The organism is Pararhizobium sp. A13 (genome assembly GCF_040126305.1).
Lineage (GTDB): Bacteria > Pseudomonadota > Alphaproteobacteria > Rhizobiales > Rhizobiaceae > Pararhizobium.
In genome coordinates this window covers 4177283-4194632 of sequence record NZ_CP149510.1, presented here as the reverse complement: position 1 = coordinate 4194632, position 17350 = coordinate 4177283, and the positions used below count along the sequence as shown (strand labels likewise).

Genomic DNA, 17350 nt, shown 5'->3' with positions numbered 1-17350 from the left:
GCCGGACGGCGATTCCGAAACAAAGCGGAGACTGACATGGGTGACAAACGGCATCAGCTCAAGCCGAAGCAGAAGCAGGGCCGGGAGGCCGAAGCGCGGAATGCACAGTCCTCCGCCGGCGCGCAGAAATCGCAGCTTGAGGGGCGCAGCTTCCTCTATGTCGGCGGTCGTGATTGCCAGGTGGCGCATTTGCGCCAGATCGCCAGCTCCCATGGTGCCGAGCTGATCCATCATGATGGCGGGCTGCGCGAGGCGGTTTCCCGCATCGACAATATCCTTCCGTCGGTCGACTGTGTGTTTTGCCCCATCGACTGTATCAGCCATGATGCGTGCCTCAGGGTAAAGACCGGCTGCAAGAAGTGGGGCAAGGCATTCGTGCCGCTCCGCAACGGCAGCAAGTCGAGCCTGGAGCGGGCGTTTCTGGATCTGAAGGCGAGCCGAAACAACGCCGGCTGATCGCCACAGGACGATTTTCCCGGCGCGGTTTCGCGTGTCCGGATTCCGCGGAGATGATGATGAAAAACGAGCGTCCCGATCAGTTTACGATGATCGGCCTGCACAAGCTGGCATCGCAGATCGGCGATGGGCTGGTTCCGGAACTTTACGAACTGCTGTCGCGCCGAGCGCAGATTGTTGAAGACAATCCGAACGTCACGGAGTTTCCCGCCCGGCAGTCGCGTCGGCCAGCTCGCAATGCATTCGGGGTTGCACCTGAGCGCGGGGACAATATCCTGCCGTTTCCGTCGCGTGCGGCCGTTGCCGCGCGCACCAAGGACAGGGCTTGAGGGGTGTAGCATGTATTTTGCCATGAACAGGTTCAAAATTGCAGTCGGTCACGAAGAGGCTTTCGAAACTGTCTGGAAAGGCCGCGATTCCAGCCTCGCCGAAGTGCCGGGTTTCAAGGAGTTCCGGCTGCTGCGCGGCGAAACCGTTGCCGAGGAAGGCTATACGCTGTTCGTCTCGAGCTCGATTTGGGAAAGCCGCGACGCCTTTGCCGCCTGGACCAAATCGGAAAATTTTCGCGCGGCGCACAAGAGCGCTGCCGATAACCGGGCGATGTATCTCGGGCCGCCGAAATTCGAAGGGTTCTCCGTCGTCGAGGGCGCTTGATGACCGAGATTGAAGACGATGACCGTATCGAGGTTCTGCCGGTCCTGCCGTCGTTGAACATCCCCGAAACGTTGTCCTTCTATCGGGACAAGCTAGGATTCGGCACGCTTGTTTATGAGACGGAGGACTACCTCATCCTGCGCCGCGACGGCATGGAACTGCATTTCTGGCTGATCGACGACCGTAGCCTGTGCGAGAAGACCTCCGTCTATCTGCGCGGGGGTGGCATCGCCGATCTCCATCGCGAATTCGCCGCAAGGGGTGTTGACCGCCTGAGTGAGATGGCCCTGCGCCCCTGGAACATGGAAGAGTTTTATATCCACGATCCGCATGGGAACCTTTTGCGGTTCGGCCGGATCCCGCGTGACTAAGCGACGGGACTAAATTTCCGTGCGCTTGAAGAACGCGCCGGCCGAGACCGCCAGCCAGCCAAGCATCATCAGCACGCCGCCCGTTGGTGCCGACATCGGAAACAGGCCGTGGCCGAGGAAATGCCGGGCGGTGAGATCGGCGGCAAACAGGGCCGTGCCGGCTGAAAGCAGGAGTGCGGCGAGCGCCGCCGTCCGCATCACCGGCCAGGCGGCATAGAGAGCGACGAGGGCAGGGGCGTGCGCCAGGCACATCGCCGAGGCGCCGCCGAGCAGGCGTGGATCGGCCCCATGCGACGCGGCAGCGGCGCTGACGACGCCAAACAGTCCCATCAGTCCGGCAACAAAGAGGATTGCCGGTCGCAACTGGCCGTTCTGCATGGTCTATTCGTCCTTGTTCTGCATATGGTGAGCAAGCCGCGTCACCGGCTCCAGGATGATCGACCGCAACTGCGGATGCGAGACTGTTTCCTCCAGTGCCTGGGTGAAACAGAGCAGCCACTCGTCGCGCTCCTGTGAACCGATCGCCGCGCCGAAATGGCGGCTTCTCAGCCTGGGGTGGCCGCGCTTGTCGGTATAAAGCGGCGGTCCGCCCAGCCAGCCGGTCAGATATTCGTAGAATTTCTCTTCGCTGCCGGAGAGATCGGCCGGATGCACGGCGCGGCAGCGGGCCGCTTGCGGCAGCGTTTCCATCAGCTCGTAAAAGCGATGTGTCAGCGCCCGCACCGTGCCGTCACCACCGATCGCATTGTAAAGTGTTTCCGTCTGCGCGTCCGTCATCACACTGTCCTTGATTGTTGTCACTTGTAGCGTGACGAACTTTTCCGTTCCAATGGTTTTCGCGACAGCATGAGCGTTGCGGCGATTGATCGCGCCTCGAGGCGGGGTCCATGAATTTTCTTGACAAACCGTCCAGACGGTATCTTATATGGCCATGTCTATAGCTCATCATCGCCGGAAACAACCCGAACGCGTTCGCCAGCAATTGCTGGAGGTCGCCGCGCGCCTGTCTCTGGAGCAGGGCGCGGCGGGCGTGACGCTGGATGCGGTGTCGCAGGCAGCAGGCGTCAGCAAGGGTGGATTGCTGCATCACTTCCCCAACAAGATGGCGCTGCTGGATGGATTGTTCGACGATCTGACCGGCAAGCTCGACCGGACGATCGCCGAGGAAATGCGCAATGATGCCGTTGCGCATGGCCGCTTTACGCGCGCCTATCTATCCTGTGTCTTTGCGCTGCAGGACGAGGTCGATGCGCAGGGCTGGCAGGTGCTGACCATCGCGCTACTGTCCGAGCCGCAATTGCGGGAGCGCTGGCGGCAATGGGTGGCGGATCGCGCCGACGAATATGTCGGCACCGATTCTTCGGCCGGATGCCTGCTTGCGCGGCTTGCCGCCGATGGTCTGTGGCTGGCGGATCTACTCAAGAGCCACGATATCGATTCGGCAACGCGCCAGGTGATGCGGGCGCAGCTGATCAATCTTTCCCAGCAGTAGCCGTCGTCGGAGCGCCAGATGAACCCCACCATGCTCTATGCCATGCTCGTGCTCGCCATCGTCTTCGAGGTGCTTGGCACGTCGGCGATGCAGGCGGCCCAGCATTTCACCAAGCTCCTCCCGACGCTTGTGATGGTGGTTTGCTACGCCGTCGCCTTCTACTTCCTCTCCTATACACTGAAGGTTATTCCTGTCGGCATTGCCTATGCGATCTGGAGCGGGCTCGGCATCGTGCTGATCTCGCTTGCCGGCTATCTTGTATTCGGCCAGAAGCTTGATTTTGCTGCCGTTCTGGGGCTTGGCCTGATCATCGCCGGGGTTGTCGTGCTCAATCTCTTCTCCAAATCCACCTTCCACTAAACTGTTCTCGGCCTCGGAATTTCGCTTGCAAAAGCGCTTCGTGGATTCTATCGCTTCAAATTGAAAGCGGTTTCAATTTCATCGATCGCTGATCGATGAAACGAGGAAGAGGATTGGTCATGACCATCAAGGCAGTCGTGTGGGGTGAAAACATCCACGAACAGACAAACGCGGTCGTGCGGGAAATCTACCCGAACGGCATGCACAACACGATCGCTGCGGCGCTCAACGCCGACGTCGGCATTGAGGCGACGACGGCGACCCTGCAGGAGCCGGAACATGGCCTGAGCGTCGAGCGCCTGGCAAAGACCGATGTCCTGCTCTGGTGGGGCCACAAGGATCACGGCGCGGTGGCCGACGAGATCGTCGAGCGCGTCGCCAGGCGCGTTTGGGAAGGCATGGGCCTGATCGTGCTGCATTCCGGCCATTTCTCCAAGCCGTTCAAGCGGCTGATGGGAACCCCTTGCGCCCTGAAATGGCGCGAGGCGGGCGAGCGCGAGCGGGTCTGGGTCATCAACCCGCGCCATCCGATCGCCGAGGGGCTGGACGAGAATTTCGTGCTCGAGAACGAGGAAATGTACGGCGAGCAGTTCTCCGTGCCGGAGCCGCTCGAAACGGTGTTCATCTCCTGGTTCGCCGGTGGCGAAGTGTTCCGCTCGGGCCTGACCTGGCGGCGCGGCGCCGGCAACATCTTCTATTTCCGCCCCGGCCACGAGACCTATCCGACCTATCACGATGCCAACGTCCACAAGGTGCTGCGCAATTCCGTGCGGTGGGCCTACAACCGCCAAGGCACCTACAGCGCCATCCACGATGCGCCGAACGTGCCGGTCGAACAGGCGCTGGAGCCGATCGTCGAGCGCGGGCCGAAGCTGCATCAGGCAGGCGAACAGGGGTACAAGTGATGAAGCCCATCCGTCTTCTCATTCTTGGAACCGGCGGCATGGCCAACACCCATGCCATGAATTTTGCGACCATCAAGGGTGTGCAGCTCGTTGCTGCGGTCGATGTCGATCTCGTCCGGGTGCAGGCCTTCGCGCTGCGTCACGAGATCACGAAGACCTTCACCTCGCTCGACGAGGCAATCGCCTGGGGTGGGTTCGATGCGGTTGCCAACGTGACGCCGGACAAGATCCACTATCCGACGACGCTGAAACTTCTGGCCGCCGGCAAGCATGTGCTCTGTGAAAAGCCGCTGGCCGAGGACTATGCCAAGGCCGACGAGATGGCGGCGGCGGCGGAGAAGTCCGGTCTGGTGACGATGGTCAACCTGACCTACCGCAACGTCGCGGAAATCCAGAAGGCGCGCCAGATGGTGCTCGCCGGCGAGATCGGCAAGGTGCGCCACATCGAGGCCTCCTATCTGCAAAGTTGGCTGGTCTCCAAGGCCTGGGGCGACTGGGCGACAGAATCGCAATGGCTCTGGCGGCTTTCGACCAAACACGGCTCAAACGGCGTGCTCGGCGACGTCGGGATTCATATTCTCGATTTTGCCGGCTATGGCGCGGCGAGCGACATCGAGCAGGTTTTTGCGCGGCTGAAGACCTTCGACAAGGCGCCCGGCAACCGGATCGGCGACTACGATCTCGACGCCAATGACAGCTTTACCATGACCGCCGAGTTCGCCAATGGCGCCATGGGCGTCATCCATGCCAGCCGCTGGGCGACCGGGCACCTCAACGAGTTGCGCCTGCGCATGCATGGCGACAAGGGGGCGATCGAGGTTATCCACACGCCAGACGGATCGACGCTTCGCGCATGCCTCGGCGAAGACATCGAAAAGGGTCTCTGGAAGGATATCGACGCGGGAACCGTGCTGACGAATTACCAGCGTTTCATCGATGCGATCAGGGCCGGTAAAACGCAGGAGCCGAGCTTCCGGCACGCAGCCGATCTGCAGAAGGTGCTCGATCTTGCCCTGCTCACGGAGAAGGAGCGTCGTGAACTCGCGGTGTGACGTCAGTTCCGCTTCGCTGCGGCTGTTGAGTTGCGGATGACCAGTTCCACCGGCCAGACCTCCCGCAGGGTTTCGGCTGGTGTTCCCTGCAGAAGCTCCAGCACCATTTCGCCGATTCGCGCACCGGCTGCGCGGATCGAGGACCGCGTCGTCGATAGCGTCGGGACGAGGTGGTCAGGGCTGATATACGGAAAGACGTCGTCATGGGCGATCAGCGAAATGTCGTCGCCGACCTTCATTCCCGCGATCCGGATGGCTCGCATCGCGCCAAGCGCCGACATCATCGAGCCGGCAACAACCGCCGTCGGCTTCCGGTCAAGCTTCAGGAAGCCCTGCATCAGCCGGAACCCCATCTCGTCGGTGAATTCGCTATGCCCTGTCAGCGCCGGATCGATGGCAACCCCACGCTCGGCAAGCGCGGTTTGGTAGCCTTCCTGCCGGTGCTCGGCGAAAATCCGGCCGCGATAGCCGTTGAGTAGCGCGATCCGGCGATGGCCGAGATCGAGCAGATGCCTGGTCGCCTGACGCACCGCGCCGAAATTGTCGATGTCCAGCCAGCCGAAATTGCCGCCGGTATTGGTGCGCCCGTGCACGAGGAAGGGCAGGCGCAGCGACGTGAGGAGGGCAATACGGGGATCGTCGAGGAAGGGCGAATGCAGGATGACGGCATCGACGCGCTTGCTGGCGGCGAGTCGCCGATAGGTGGACAACTCTGCCTCTTGCGAATCGACGGTGGAGACCAGGATGTCGATCTCCTCCTGCTGCAGCCGCCCGCCCAGTCCGCCCATGAACTCGCTCGTATGCGGCCCGAACTCGCCGCCGCCCTTCAGGACGATGCCGATCGCGCCGACGCGGCCGGTGGCAAGGCCGAGCGCGCTGGTGTTCGGCCGGTAGCCATATTCGAGCGCGGCTTTCAGCACGCGTTCGCGGGTCGCCTGCTTCACCTCGGGATAACCGCTGAGGGCGCGGCTGACCGTCGTCTGCGAAAGCTCCAGCCGGCTTGCGAACTCCTTGAGGTTCATACGGGATTTCCTGTTGTCTGCCGCAATAGTTTAGGCTGCTTTATGGCTGCGTCAAAGGGGCAATGCCCGGCACATTTTCGCGGATCCGGCGGGAGAAATCCGGCGCCGTATCCGCGGCTTGCGCCCGTGCACTGATTGCTCCCCCTGCGCGCAACTGCTCAAGCGTGAAGCCCGGCGCAAAGCCGTTCACGCCCACGATATAGGCGGGCAGATAGCCCGAGAACAGCAGCCGGTAGTCAATCGGCAGGCCGGGGACGATGCGGCTGACCATCGCAAAGACGATCGTCGTACAATTGGCCGTTATCGTGTTGTAGAAGCGCGGTGTTTCGACGAGGCCGTTCGCCTCCTCGACATAGGCCATGAACAGCGAGCGCATCGCGGGCTTGCGCATATTGACGCGGTAGAGATAGACGTCCTCCTTGCGGATATTGGTGCGGACCCTGATGATGTCGCGCTCGTCGGCGGCAATCACGCTGGTCTCGAACTCCTTGAAGAAACCGCCGATCTCCGAAAAGCTCTCATGCTTCTCCTTGCGGATTTCCACCGAGAAGGTGACGAAATTGCCGTCCTCGAAGCCGAAGGAGACCAGCGTATGGGCGATCGCCGGGCTCGACCAATAAGAGAGAAGCAGATCGACCGAGGCGATCTTGTCGAGATCATAGGTGCGGTTTTCCCAATGTACCGTGTAGTCGGTCGATGTCCGCCAGTCGAAATTCCGCACATTGGCGAGCGTCACTTCCGGACCGTTGACCACGCCCGCGGGGATCTGCCCGACTTCGTCGGCCCAGTCGCGGTCGTTGCTGGCCGGTATCGAGCCCCACCAGAAGAGCAACGCTGCAATCATCGCCGGATAGATCAGAGCGGCAAGCCGCGAGCGCCAGCGCAGATAGGCAAAGAGCACTGCCAGCGAGACAACGACCCATAGAGCCGCGGTTGCGAGCCTGACGGGCGAGGGGCCGGGAGCCTGATAGAAGAGGGCGACCGCCCCCCAGGCGGCAAAGCCTAGAATGGCGAGCGTTGACACGGCGCGCAGGAGGGCGCCGAGCAGGTGAAAGCGGGGACGTTCTTGCTGCCCGGTCATCGTGCCCCAGTGATCGCGCGACGCGGCGCCTTGTTGTTCCGAAGCTGCAGACCAGCGGTCATCGTTGAAACCCCCGTTTGTGAACAGCAAGCCCATGCCAGATTTTCGAGCAGCATGACACCCTATTTTGAATTCCGGCTGTTTTTCGGATCTCAAAATTAGCTGTTTCTTGCATATCGCAATCCGTTTGCTGTGGTGTAAGTCTTTATTCCATCAGCATTTTCAGAGTGTTGAATTTTGTCGATGCCACATTGTTATTCTCCGTGCGATTCACTAGCATCGTGTTCTTGACCAACTGGACAAAAATGGGCGTCCGCCCATTGGAACATCAGGCAGGACAGGAATTATTGAATGCAGGCGGTTTTCGACGGGCACAATGATGTGCTGCTGCGGCTTTGGAACAATGCCAAGAACGGCGCCGATCCGGTTCATGAATTTGTGAACGGAACGGGTGAAGGCCACATCGACGGCCCCCGCGCCAAACGGGGCGGTCTTGCCGGCGGTCTGTCGGCAATCTATATTCCGTCGGAGCATCTGGTGCTGAAGACGCCGGACGGGAATGGCCATTACAACACGCCGCTGTCCGAGCCGCTGCATCGGCAGCCCTCTCTCGATATCGCGCTGGAATTCACCGCCATCGCCTTGCGGCTGGATCGCGCCGGAGCATGGAAACTCTGCCGCTCGACGGCCGACATCAGGGCTGCGATGCAGCAGGGCATCTTCGCCGCCGTGCTGCATATGGAAGGCTGCGAGGCGATCGGGGCGGATCTCACAGCCCTCGAAACATTCTACGCCGCCGGATTGCGCTCGCTCGGGCCGGTCTGGAGCCGTCATAATATCTTCGGTCACGGCGTGCCCTTCGCCTTCCCCATGGGCCCGGATACCGGGCTTGGTCTGACGGATGCCGGCTTCAACCTGGTGCGCGAATGCAACCGCCTCGGCATGGCGATCGACCTTGCCCACATCACTGAAAAGGGCTTCTGGGACGTGGCGGCAACGACCGAGCAGCCGCTGATTGCCAGCCACTCCAACGCGCATTCGCTGACCACCGTCGCCCGCAACCTCACCGACCGGCAACTCGATGCGATCCGCGATAGCAAGGGATTGGCGGGGCTCAACTATGCGACCACGATGCTGCGGCCCGACGGTCAGGAGAATGCCAGGACGCCGCTCTCCGACATGGTCCGACATGTCGACTACATGGTCGAGCGCATGGGCATTGATTGCGTGGCGCTCGGATCGGACTTCGACGGTGCGACCATCCCGGAAGAAATCGGCGACGCGGCAGGCAATCAGAACCTGATTGCTGCCCTCAGGGCTGCCGGATATGGTGATGCCGAACTCACGAAATTGTGCCGGGAAAACTGGCTACGCGTTTTGGCTCAAGCCTGGCACGAAGCCGCTTGACCGAAAACAAAGGCCCGCACGGGCTCAAAAAAGAGGGAACGGAACGATGATGCACGCACTGAACAAGCATGTCCGAATGTTGACCGCCGGCGCCGCCCTGTCGCTGATCCTGATGGTAGGCGCCCCCGCTTTCGCCGAGACGCCGGCCGATACCCTGGTCGAGGGCTGGGCGATAGACGACATCATCACCATGGACCCGGGCGAAGCCTTCGAACTCTCAACGGCGGAAGTCACGGCCAACACCTACAGCTATCTTGTCCGGCTCGACCTCAACGACACCTCGAAGGTCGTTGGCGATCTTGCCGAAAGCTGGACGGTTTCGGATGACGGCCTGACCTATACGTTCAAGCTGAAGCCCGGCCTGAAATTCGCCTCCGGCAATCCTGTGACGGCCGAGGACGTCGCCTATTCCTTCGAGCGCGTCGTCAAGCTCGACAAGAGCCCCGCCTTCATCCTTACCCAGTTTGGTCTGACGGGTGAGAACATCACCGAAAAGGCGAAGGCGGTCGACGAAAGCACCTTTGTCTTCACCGTCGACAAGGCCTATGCGCCGAGCTTCGTCTTGAACTGCCTTACTGCAACTGTCGGATCGGTGGTCGACAAGAAGCTGGTTCTCGAACATGTCAAGGCCGTCACGCCGTCCGACGAATACAAATACGACAACGATTTCGGCAATGAATGGCTGAAGACCGGTTACGCCGGTTCCGGCGCCTTCAAGATGCGTGAGTGGCGCGCCAACGAAGTGGTCGTGATGGAGCGCAACGACAATTATTACGGCGACAAGGCACCGCTTGCTCGCGTCATCTACCGTCACATGAAGGAAAGCTCCGGCCAGCGCCTTGCGCTGGAAGCCGGCGACATCGATGTAGCGCGTAATCTCGAGCCGGGCGACTTCGACGCCGTTTCGAAGAACGGCGATTTGAAGACGACGAACGCGCCAAAGGGCACCGTTTACTATTTCAGCCTCAACCAGAAGAACCAGAATCTCGCCAAGCCGGAAGTGGCGGAAGCCTTCAAATATCTGGTCGACTATGACGCGATCGGTTCGACCTTGATCAAGGGCATCGGCGAGATCCACCAGACCTTCCTGCCGAAGGGCGTTCTCGGCGAACTCAATGAGAGCCCCTACAAGCTCGATGTCGCCAAGGCCAAGGAACTGCTCGCCAAGGCAGGGCTTGCCGATGGCTTCTCGGTGACCATGGACGTGCGCAACACGCAACCGATCACCGGCATTGCCGAATCCATTCAACAGACGCTCGCCCAGGCCAACATCAAGATGGAAATCATCCCCGGCGACGGCAAGCAGACGCTGACCAAGTACCGCGCCCGCACGCACGACATCTATATCGGCCAATGGGGGCAGGATTACTTTGATCCGAACTCGAATGCCGAGACCTTCACGGTCAATCCGGACAATTCCGACGAAGGCAAGGTGAAGACGCTCGCCTGGCGCAACACCTGGGACGTGCCGAAGGAATGGACGGATGAGAGCAAGGCTGCCCTGCTCGAGAAGGATGCCGCTAAGCGCGCCGAAATGTACAAGGATCTTCAGAAGAAGGTGCTCGCAAACAGCCCGTTCGTGATCATCTTCCAACAGACGGAGGTCGCCGGCTATCGCGGCAATCTGAAGGGCTTCAAGCTCGGACCGAGCTTCGACACCAATTACGTCTTCACCGTTTCCAAGGAATAGGCCGGGGACGGCCGGTGACCCTTCCTGAAACCACACAACTGGCCGGGCGCAGACGCGCCCGCGCCAATGGCTGGGCGGGAAACGCGCTGCGTTTCCTGGTCATCATCGTCACGACCTATCTCGGCCTGCTGGCCGTGACCTTCTTCATCGGCCGCGTCATCCCGATCGATCCGGTGCTCGCTATTCTAGGCGACCGGGCGCCGGCCCATGTCGTCGAGCGGACGCGGGAACTTTTGGGCTTCAACAAGCCCCTCTACCAGCAGTTCTATATCTATGTCCGCGACGCTCTGACCGGTAATTTCGGCACGTCGGTCCTGACCACCAATCCCGTCATGACCGACATCCGCCGCGTCTTTCCCGCCACCTTGGAACTCGCGACCCTGGGCACGATCATCGGCAGCCTTTTGGGCGTACCGCTCGGTGTGCTGGCTGCCGTCAAACGCGGCTCGATCGCCGACCAGATCGTCCGTGTCATCGGCCTCGTCGGTTATTCCGTGCCGATCTTCTGGTTGGCGCTGCTTTCGCTGCTGTTGTTCTATGCCCGGCTGAAATGGGTCGCCTTTCCCGGCCGCATCGATATCGTCTATGAATACAGTTTTACGCCGGTGACCGGGCTTTATCTCATCGACTCGCTCTGGCAGGGGCAGTGGGACGTTTTCCGCGACGTCTTCCGCCACATCATTCTGCCGGCAAGCCTGCTCGGCTATTTCTCGCTGGCCTATATCAGCCGCATGACCCGCAGCTTCATGCTGAACGAATTGGCGCAGGAATATATCGTCGCTGCCCGTGCCAAGGGCCTTTCGGAAACCCGCATCATCTGGGCGCATGCGCTGCGCAATGCCGCCGTGCCACTGGTGACGGTGATTGCGCTCTCCTATGCCGGCTTGCTCGAAGGCTCGGTGCTGACTGAGACGGTTTTCGCCTGGCCGGGGCTTGGTCTCTACATCACCAATTCGCTGCAGAACGCCGACATGAACGCCGTGCTGGGCGGCACGATCGTCATCGGTTCTGTCTTCATCGCTATCAATATCCTGTCCGACCTTCTCTACCGGACGCTTGACCCGAGGACGCGCGCGCGATGAGCGAGATCAGCCAGTCCAGTTCGATGAGCCGCCGCGAATGGCTGATGTCCGACCGGCCGCAATCGCGTCTGCAGGCGCGTCTCGGCCGAGCCTATATGACCTGGCGGCAGTTTTCAGCCAACAGGCTGGCGGTCGCCGGGCTCGGCATCATCCTGTTGCTCATTCTGGTTGCGATCTTCGCCGATGCGCTGGCGCCGCATTCGCCGGTCATCGGCAATCTTGCCGGCGCACGGCTGCTGCCGCCGGGGAGCGAAGGCTATCTGCTCGGCACCGACGATCAGGGCAGGGACATCCTCTCCCGCCTGCTGCATGGATCGCGACTGACGTTACTTGTCATCGTTCTTGTTGCGATCATCGCTGCCCCCATCGGCCTGCTGGTGGGTGCCGTCTCCGGTTATGCCGGCGGCTGGATCGATGCGGTCTTGATGCGGATCACCGATATCTTCCTGGCGTTCCCGAAGCTGGTTCTGGCGCTCGCTTTCGTTGCCGCCATGGGCCCGGGCATTCAGAACGCCATCATCGCGATCGCCATCACCTCCTGGCCGCCCTATGCCCGCATCGCCCGCGCCGAGACGTTGACGGTCCGCAATTCCGATTACATCGCTGCCGTCCGGCTGATGGGTGCCTCGCCGTTCCGCATCGTGCTGCGCCACGTCATGCCGATGTGCGTCTCCTCGCTGATCGTTCGTGTCACCCTCGACATGGCCGGTATCATCCTCACGGCGGCCGGCCTTGGCTTCCTCGGTCTCGGCGCGCAGCCGCCGCTGCCGGAATGGGGCGCCATGATCGCGGCCGGCAGGCGCTTCATTCTCGACCAGTGGTGGGTCGCTACCATGCCCGGGATCGCCATCCTTGTCGTCAGCCTCGGCTTCAACCTGCTGGGTGATGGCCTGCGCGACGCGCTCGACCCGCGGGAGAGCGGCCAATGAACCCGATGCTGACGGTCGACGATCTCAGGGTCTCGTTTCCGACCCGTACCGGGCTGATCGAGGCCGTGCGTGGCGTCTCGTTCACGCTTGGGCGCGAACGGCTTGGCATCGTCGGTGAAAGCGGATCAGGAAAATCGCAGACAGGCAGGGCGATCATGGGGCTGACGCCTGCGCATGCCCGCATTTCGGCGAAGACGCTCAACTTCGACGGCATTGACGTGCTGACGGCACCCGGCAAGGTCAGGCGCAGCCTGCGCGGCAGCCGCATCGCCATGATCCTGCAGGATCCGAAATATTCGCTGAACCCGGTGATGAGCATCGGCCGCCAGATCGTCGAGACGTTGCGCACCCATGAAAATGTCAGCAGGCGCGAGGCCCGCGACCGGGCGATCGCCATGCTGGAGGCGGTGCAGATCCGCGATGCGGGACGCGTCTTCGACCTGCACCCGCATGAGGTATCCGGCGGCATGGGACAGCGCGCCATGATCGCCATGATGCTGATCGCAGGCCCCGAACTGCTGATCGCCGACGAGCCGACCTCGGCGCTTGATGTGACGGTCCAGCTCGACGTGCTCCGGATCCTCGACAAGCTCGTCTCCGAACGCGGCATGGGGTTGATCTTCATCTCCCATGATCTGCGGCTGGTCTCTTCCTTTTGCGACCGGGTCATCGTCATGTATGCCGGAAGGATCGTCGAGGAGATCGCGGCCGCCGAACTAGCGAACGCGAAACATCCCTACACGCAGGGGCTGCTAAACTGCATGCCGACGCTCGGCACCGACCGACACCCGTTGCCCGTGCTCGACCGCAAGCCGGAGTGGGCGGCATGACGGCGGCGATCTCGGCGGAAAACCTGACCGTCTCCTACGACGATTTTCTGGCGCTGGACAATGTCAGCATCGACGTGGCATCTGGCGAATCCTTCGGTCTCGTCGGCGAATCCGGATCGGGAAAATCGACGCTGTTGCGGGCTATTGCGGGGCTTGCGCCTGTGATCGGCGGAATGATCCTGCTCGATGGCAAGGCGCTGGATACGCGGCGTCGCGACAAGGCCTTCTACCGCCGAGTCCAGATGGTCTTCCAGGATCCCTATGGCTCATTGCATCCCCGCCAGACGGTTGATCGGCTGCTGCAGGAGCCTCTGGCCATTCATGGCGTGCCGGACGCGGAGCGCCGCATCCTGCGTGCGCTCGACGAAGTCGGCCTCGGCTCGTCCTTCCGCTTTCGCTATTCGCACCAGCTCTCCGGCGGCCAGCGCCAGCGCATCGCCATTGCCCGCGCTCTTATCATCGAGCCGCAGGTCATGCTCCTCGATGAGCCGACATCCGCGCTCGATGCCTCGGTACAGGCCGAGGTCCTCAACCTGCTCGAACAGGTCCGTCGCGACCGCAGGCTCACCTACATCATGGTCAGTCACGACCTCGGCGTCGTCACCCACATGTGCGAACGCCTTGCGGTGATGAAATCGGGCAAGGTTGTCGAGCGGCTGTCGTCCGGCGACCTCGTCGCGGGGCGGATCAGGGAGGCCTACACGAAGAACCTAATGGTCGCCAGCAAGGGCTTTGTGCGAGCGGCGGCATCGGCGTGAAGCTGGGAGCCGATCGTCGCTTACTCGGACGATACTAACACCTGTAGCATATTTCAGCTGGTCTCCCGACGTGTCCCGAACCGCGCCTTGCACTGTACATTAGAAAGGCGCAATATTTCGCCTGCTGGGGCATGGTTCACCTTGGGAGGAGCGAATCATGAACGATATGAGCCTCATGAATCTGCAAGCAGGAAAGACATGGGTCGGCGCGGCGGCCATAGAGGCGCTTGCGGCCGGTCTGCGCGGCAAGGTGCTGGAAGCAAGCGATGTTTCTTATGACCAGGCGCGGGCGATCTGGAACGCGATGATCGACCGCAGGCCGGCGCTGATCGTGCAATGCGCCGGGGCGTCCGACGTGGTCAATGCGGTGCGATTTGCAGCCGACAACAAGCTGCTCGTTTCGGTGCACGGTGGCGGGCACAACATTGCCGGCAACGCGGTCTGTGATGGCGGTATGATGATTGACCTGTCGCCGATGAAGTCGGTGCGTGTCGATGTCGCGGCAAAGCGGGCATGGGTCGAACCGGGGGCGACGCTCGCCGATCTCGACAAGGAAACCCAATCATTCGGGCTGGCGGTGCCGACCGGCATCAACTCGACGACCGGCATCGCAGGCCTTACGCTTGGCGGCGGTTTCGGCTGGATCACGCGCAAGTTGGGCCTGACGATCGACAACCTCGTTTCGGCGGATGTCGTAACGGCGAATGGTGAACTGGTGCGTGCAAGCCTGACGGAAAACGGGGACCTGTTCTGGGCTCTGAGGGGCGGCGGCGGGAATTTCGGTATCGTCACGGCGTTCGAGTTCCAACTCCACGAACTCGGCCCGCAGGTCCTCTCGGGCCTCGTGGTGCATCCGTTCGCCGACGCGCAGACGGTTCTTCAGCAATACCGGGAGGCTCTCGAAGCGGCGCCGGACGAGCTTACCTGCTGGGTGGTCATGCGTCAGGCGCCACCGCTGCCGTTCCTTCCGCAGGAGTGGCATGGCAAGGAGATCTTGGTTCTCGCCATGTGCTATTGCGGCGATATGGCGGAAGGCGAGAAGGCGACGCAGCGACTGCGCTCGATCGGCAACCCGATTGCCGATGTCGTCGGTCCCAACCCGTTTACCGGCTGGCAGCAGGCCTTCGATCCGCTGCTGACGCCCGGCGCCCGCAACTACTGGAAAAGCCATGACTTCATCGCACTTTCAGACCCATCGATCAGGATCCTGATCGATGCGATCGGCAAGCTGCCCGGACCGGAATGCGAGATATTCATCGCTCACCTTGGCGGTGCCGTCGGCCGCGTTGCCACCAGTGCTACAGCCTTCCCACAGCGGAATTCGCATTTCGTCATGAATGTTCATGCCCGCTGGCGCGAGCCGGCAATGGACCCGCCATGCATCAGCTGGGCGCGCCAGCTCTTCGACGCGGCAGCGCCCTATTCAGCGGGAACGGCCTATATCAACTTCATGCCCGAAGACGAGGTCGACCGCGTCGAGGTGGCCTATGGCGACAACTACAAACGGCTTGCGGAGATCAAGCGCCAGTATGACCCGCAAAACCTGTTCCGCATGAACCAGAATGTCAGGCCGGTGGAGGGGAGGCGGATGATGTGATTGATCGCAGCTGACCTTAGTCAGCGAGATGGATCACCGCACGCGTAGCATCGAGGTTGCCCGTCGATCGAACCGAGCCGCGGCCCATATCGGTGGCGGCCTCTTCATCGTTGACTTCGCAAGTGATGAGAGGAAAATGTGTTTTCACGCGTCACCACGCAACATGAGAGGTGGCTACGATGACGATCGCAAGGAAACTTCAGGACTATATCGATGGTGAGGGCATCGCCTATGACACCGTCCCTCATCACCGCACGGCAACAACCAGCCAGACGGCGCAAGCGGCTCATGTCCCGGGCAACAGGTTGGCCAAATCCGTGGTCGTGCATCACGAAATGGGATACGTCCTAGCCGTTGTCCCGAGCACCCACCGGATCGAGCTCTCCACATTGCAGGATGTGATGAACAGGCGTCTTGGCCTCGCTTCGGAGGAGGAGGTCTGCTCGCTTTTCGCCGATTGCGACACTGGGGCGGTGCCGCCCATCGGATCGGCCTACGACGTGCCGGTGATCCTCGACGAAAGCCTCGGCAACGCCAGCGACGTCTATTTCGAGGGCGGTGATCACAAGACATTGGTGCATGTGAGCGGACCGAACTTTCGCAGCCTAATGAAGGGTGCGCAGGTTGCCCGATTCAGCCACCTGGCGTAAATGGGACGACCTGGGGGCACGCGCCCCGCTTTGCCGGCGCGGAGTTGATGTCTGCGGCGGTGGCCGGGCCGTGCCCGTTAGGTGCAGGATTCACGGTGTCTTGTCTGGCGCTGTATCCCGAAGTGGCACTCGCGGGTCCAAATTTCTTGTACAGACCAATCGGATCGCGGACGGTGGCGATCAGCTGGAAGGAACAATGCGCGGGTATTGGCGGGAGACTTCGCTCGCCTCAGCTCAAATTCCGACGATTCCAATTATCGGCGGCACGAAGTCCGGAAACCCAAGCCTCGGATAATCACAGTGCCTATCGAACTTGGAGATCGATTGAGTGCGCCTGCAAGTCGGGTCGGTCTTGTAGGCATATCCAGGCAAGTTAACGTACCGACTATGTGGGGTGCACACCACTATGGCGACTCCGATAAGCAATGCCGCATAGATCCTCATGATCGCGCCTCATAAGCAAACTTACACCAATCACTGGAATTGGTTTGTGCTTCGTTGTGATGAAAAGCGTTCACGCTGAGATGCAAGCGCCTCGCGGTTGCCCTCGGCGTCCGCGCAATTATCTCATAAACAGAGCGCGACAACTATTCACACAAAGGGATGAGGGCCGTCTTCAAGTTAGGCATGCGGCAGGACGATCGGCTGGCAAAACTCGACGGACGTGATACGTCCAGCACTGCAATGATCGTGCGGCTCGAAGCCGTCGGCGGCACTACAAGCTGTACGACCAAAAAAAGCGCCCTCGAACCCCCCCCGCTAATCTCCCGCAGTACATCACTGAGCGATCTGCGATATCCGCAAGTGGCAGCCGATATACCGTCGTCGTCTGGTCTTTGGATTTATCCGGGTCTTGGAAGGAAATGGCGCACCCGACAGGATTCGAACCTGTGACCTTTGGAATCGGAATCCAACACTCTATCCAGCTGAGCTACGGGTGCATCCGCGGCGGTCTCTAACCGCCGAAGCAGGCTGTGAGCGGTTCATAGCCTAGGAAATGCTGCGCATCAATGG

Annotated in this window: 20 protein-coding genes and 1 tRNA gene; 16 read left to right on the top strand and 5 right to left on the bottom strand. The window is 61.2% G+C overall.

What is annotated here, in order from left to right; translation table 11 throughout:
* Positions 1–36: 36 nt before the first annotated feature.
* From WI754_RS20490 to WI754_RS20475, 4 genes are read left to right on the top strand one after another with little or no spacing between them, the layout of a single operon-like run.
* Positions 37–456 carry a DUF2325 domain-containing protein gene (locus tag WI754_RS20490; protein WP_349435290.1) on the top strand — a complete coding sequence of 140 codons (420 nt, stop codon included), beginning with the start codon at positions 37–39 and terminating at the stop codon, positions 454–456.
* Between the two features lie 59 nt (positions 457–515).
* Positions 516–785 carry a hypothetical protein gene (locus tag WI754_RS20485; RefSeq protein WP_349435289.1) on the top strand — a complete coding sequence of 90 codons (270 nt, stop codon included), beginning with the start codon at positions 516–518 and terminating at the stop codon, positions 783–785.
* Between the two features lie 10 nt (positions 786–795).
* Positions 796–1110 (top strand): antibiotic biosynthesis monooxygenase, encoded by a 315-nt coding sequence (locus tag WI754_RS20480; protein WP_349435288.1) that lies wholly within the window; start codon positions 796–798, stop codon positions 1108–1110.
* Positions 1110–1481, top strand: a complete 372-nt coding sequence (locus WI754_RS20475; protein ID WP_349435287.1) for a VOC family protein — start codon at positions 1110–1112, stop codon at positions 1479–1481. Before WI754_RS20480 ends, WI754_RS20475 begins: the two co-directional genes overlap by 1 nt.
* Positions 1482–1490: 9 nt before the next feature.
* Here WI754_RS20475 and WI754_RS20470 read toward each other — a convergent pair whose 3' ends face one another.
* Together WI754_RS20470 and WI754_RS20465 are read right to left on the bottom strand one after the other, a co-directional pair.
* Complete coding sequence (locus WI754_RS20470; RefSeq protein ID WP_349435286.1) at positions 1491–1859, bottom strand: DUF423 domain-containing protein; 369 nt, start codon at positions 1857–1859, stop codon at positions 1491–1493.
* 3 nt (positions 1860–1862) lie between these two features.
* Positions 1863–2258, bottom strand: a complete 396-nt coding sequence (locus WI754_RS20465; RefSeq protein ID WP_349435285.1) for a group II truncated hemoglobin — start codon at positions 2256–2258, stop codon at positions 1863–1865.
* Positions 2259–2412: 154 nt separating this feature from the next.
* Here WI754_RS20465 and WI754_RS20460 point away from each other — a divergent pair, with 154 nt between their 5' ends.
* From WI754_RS20460 to WI754_RS20445, 4 genes are all read left to right on the top strand, one after another.
* Positions 2413–2973 (top strand): TetR/AcrR family transcriptional regulator, encoded by a 561-nt coding sequence (locus WI754_RS20460; RefSeq protein WP_349437898.1) that lies wholly within the window; start codon positions 2413–2415, stop codon positions 2971–2973.
* A gap of 18 nt (positions 2974–2991) precedes the next feature.
* Entirely contained in the window at positions 2992–3333 is a 342-nt protein-coding gene (locus WI754_RS20455) for an SMR family transporter (RefSeq protein WP_349435284.1), read from the top strand.
* A 119-nt stretch (positions 3334–3452) separates the two neighbouring features.
* Positions 3453–4238 carry a ThuA domain-containing protein gene (locus WI754_RS20450; RefSeq protein ID WP_349435283.1) on the top strand — a complete coding sequence of 262 codons (786 nt, stop codon included), beginning with the start codon at positions 3453–3455 and terminating at the stop codon, positions 4236–4238.
* Positions 4238–5290, top strand: a complete 1053-nt coding sequence (locus WI754_RS20445; protein WP_349435282.1) for a Gfo/Idh/MocA family oxidoreductase — start codon at positions 4238–4240, stop codon at positions 5288–5290. The genes WI754_RS20450 and WI754_RS20445 overlap by 1 nt, the downstream gene beginning before the upstream one ends.
* 2 nt (positions 5291–5292) lie before the next feature.
* Here WI754_RS20445 and WI754_RS20440 read toward each other — a convergent pair whose 3' ends face one another.
* On the bottom strand, positions 5293–6312 hold the full coding sequence (locus tag WI754_RS20440; protein ID WP_349435281.1) for a substrate-binding domain-containing protein: 1020 nt from the start codon (positions 6310–6312) through the stop codon (positions 5293–5295).
* A gap of 40 nt (positions 6313–6352) precedes the next feature.
* Positions 6353–7489, bottom strand: a complete 1137-nt coding sequence (locus WI754_RS20435; RefSeq protein ID WP_349435279.1) for a DUF4105 domain-containing protein — start codon at positions 7487–7489, stop codon at positions 6353–6355.
* 255 nt (positions 7490–7744) lie between these two features.
* Here WI754_RS20435 and WI754_RS20430 point away from each other — a divergent pair, with 255 nt between their 5' ends.
* From WI754_RS20430 to WI754_RS20395, 8 genes are all read left to right on the top strand, one after another.
* Positions 7745–8800: a dipeptidase gene (locus WI754_RS20430; protein ID WP_349435277.1), complete on the top strand. Its 1056-nt coding sequence runs from the start codon at positions 7745–7747 to the stop codon at positions 8798–8800.
* Between the two features lie 46 nt (positions 8801–8846).
* Entirely contained in the window at positions 8847–10490 is a 1644-nt protein-coding gene (locus tag WI754_RS20425) for an ABC transporter substrate-binding protein (protein WP_349435275.1), read from the top strand.
* 14 nt (positions 10491–10504) lie between these two features.
* Positions 10505–11572, top strand: coding sequence for an ABC transporter permease (locus WI754_RS20420; RefSeq protein ID WP_349435274.1), 1068 nt, complete (start codon positions 10505–10507; stop codon positions 11570–11572).
* Complete coding sequence (locus WI754_RS20415) at positions 11569–12501, top strand: ABC transporter permease (RefSeq protein WP_349435272.1); 933 nt, start codon at positions 11569–11571, stop codon at positions 12499–12501. The genes WI754_RS20420 and WI754_RS20415 overlap by 4 nt, the downstream gene beginning before the upstream one ends.
* Positions 12498–13331, top strand: coding sequence for an ABC transporter ATP-binding protein (locus tag WI754_RS20410; RefSeq protein WP_349435270.1), 834 nt, complete (start codon positions 12498–12500; stop codon positions 13329–13331). The genes WI754_RS20415 and WI754_RS20410 overlap by 4 nt, the downstream gene beginning before the upstream one ends.
* Positions 13328–14089 carry an ABC transporter ATP-binding protein gene (locus WI754_RS20405; RefSeq protein ID WP_349435268.1) on the top strand — a complete coding sequence of 254 codons (762 nt, stop codon included), beginning with the start codon at positions 13328–13330 and terminating at the stop codon, positions 14087–14089. Before WI754_RS20410 ends, WI754_RS20405 begins: the two co-directional genes overlap by 4 nt.
* A 157-nt stretch (positions 14090–14246) precedes the next feature.
* Positions 14247–15686 (top strand): FAD-binding oxidoreductase, encoded by a 1440-nt coding sequence (locus WI754_RS20400; protein ID WP_349435267.1) that lies wholly within the window; start codon positions 14247–14249, stop codon positions 15684–15686.
* 179 nt (positions 15687–15865) lie between these two features.
* Positions 15866–16336 (top strand): aminoacyl-tRNA deacylase, encoded by a 471-nt coding sequence (locus WI754_RS20395; protein WP_349435266.1) that lies wholly within the window; start codon positions 15866–15868, stop codon positions 16334–16336.
* 864 nt (positions 16337–17200) lie between these two features.
* On the opposite strand, the gene WI754_RS20390 is transcribed toward WI754_RS20395, so the two are convergent.
* A tRNA-Arg gene (locus tag WI754_RS20390) sits at positions 17201–17277 on the bottom strand.
* Between the last annotated feature and the right edge of the window lie 73 nt (positions 17278–17350).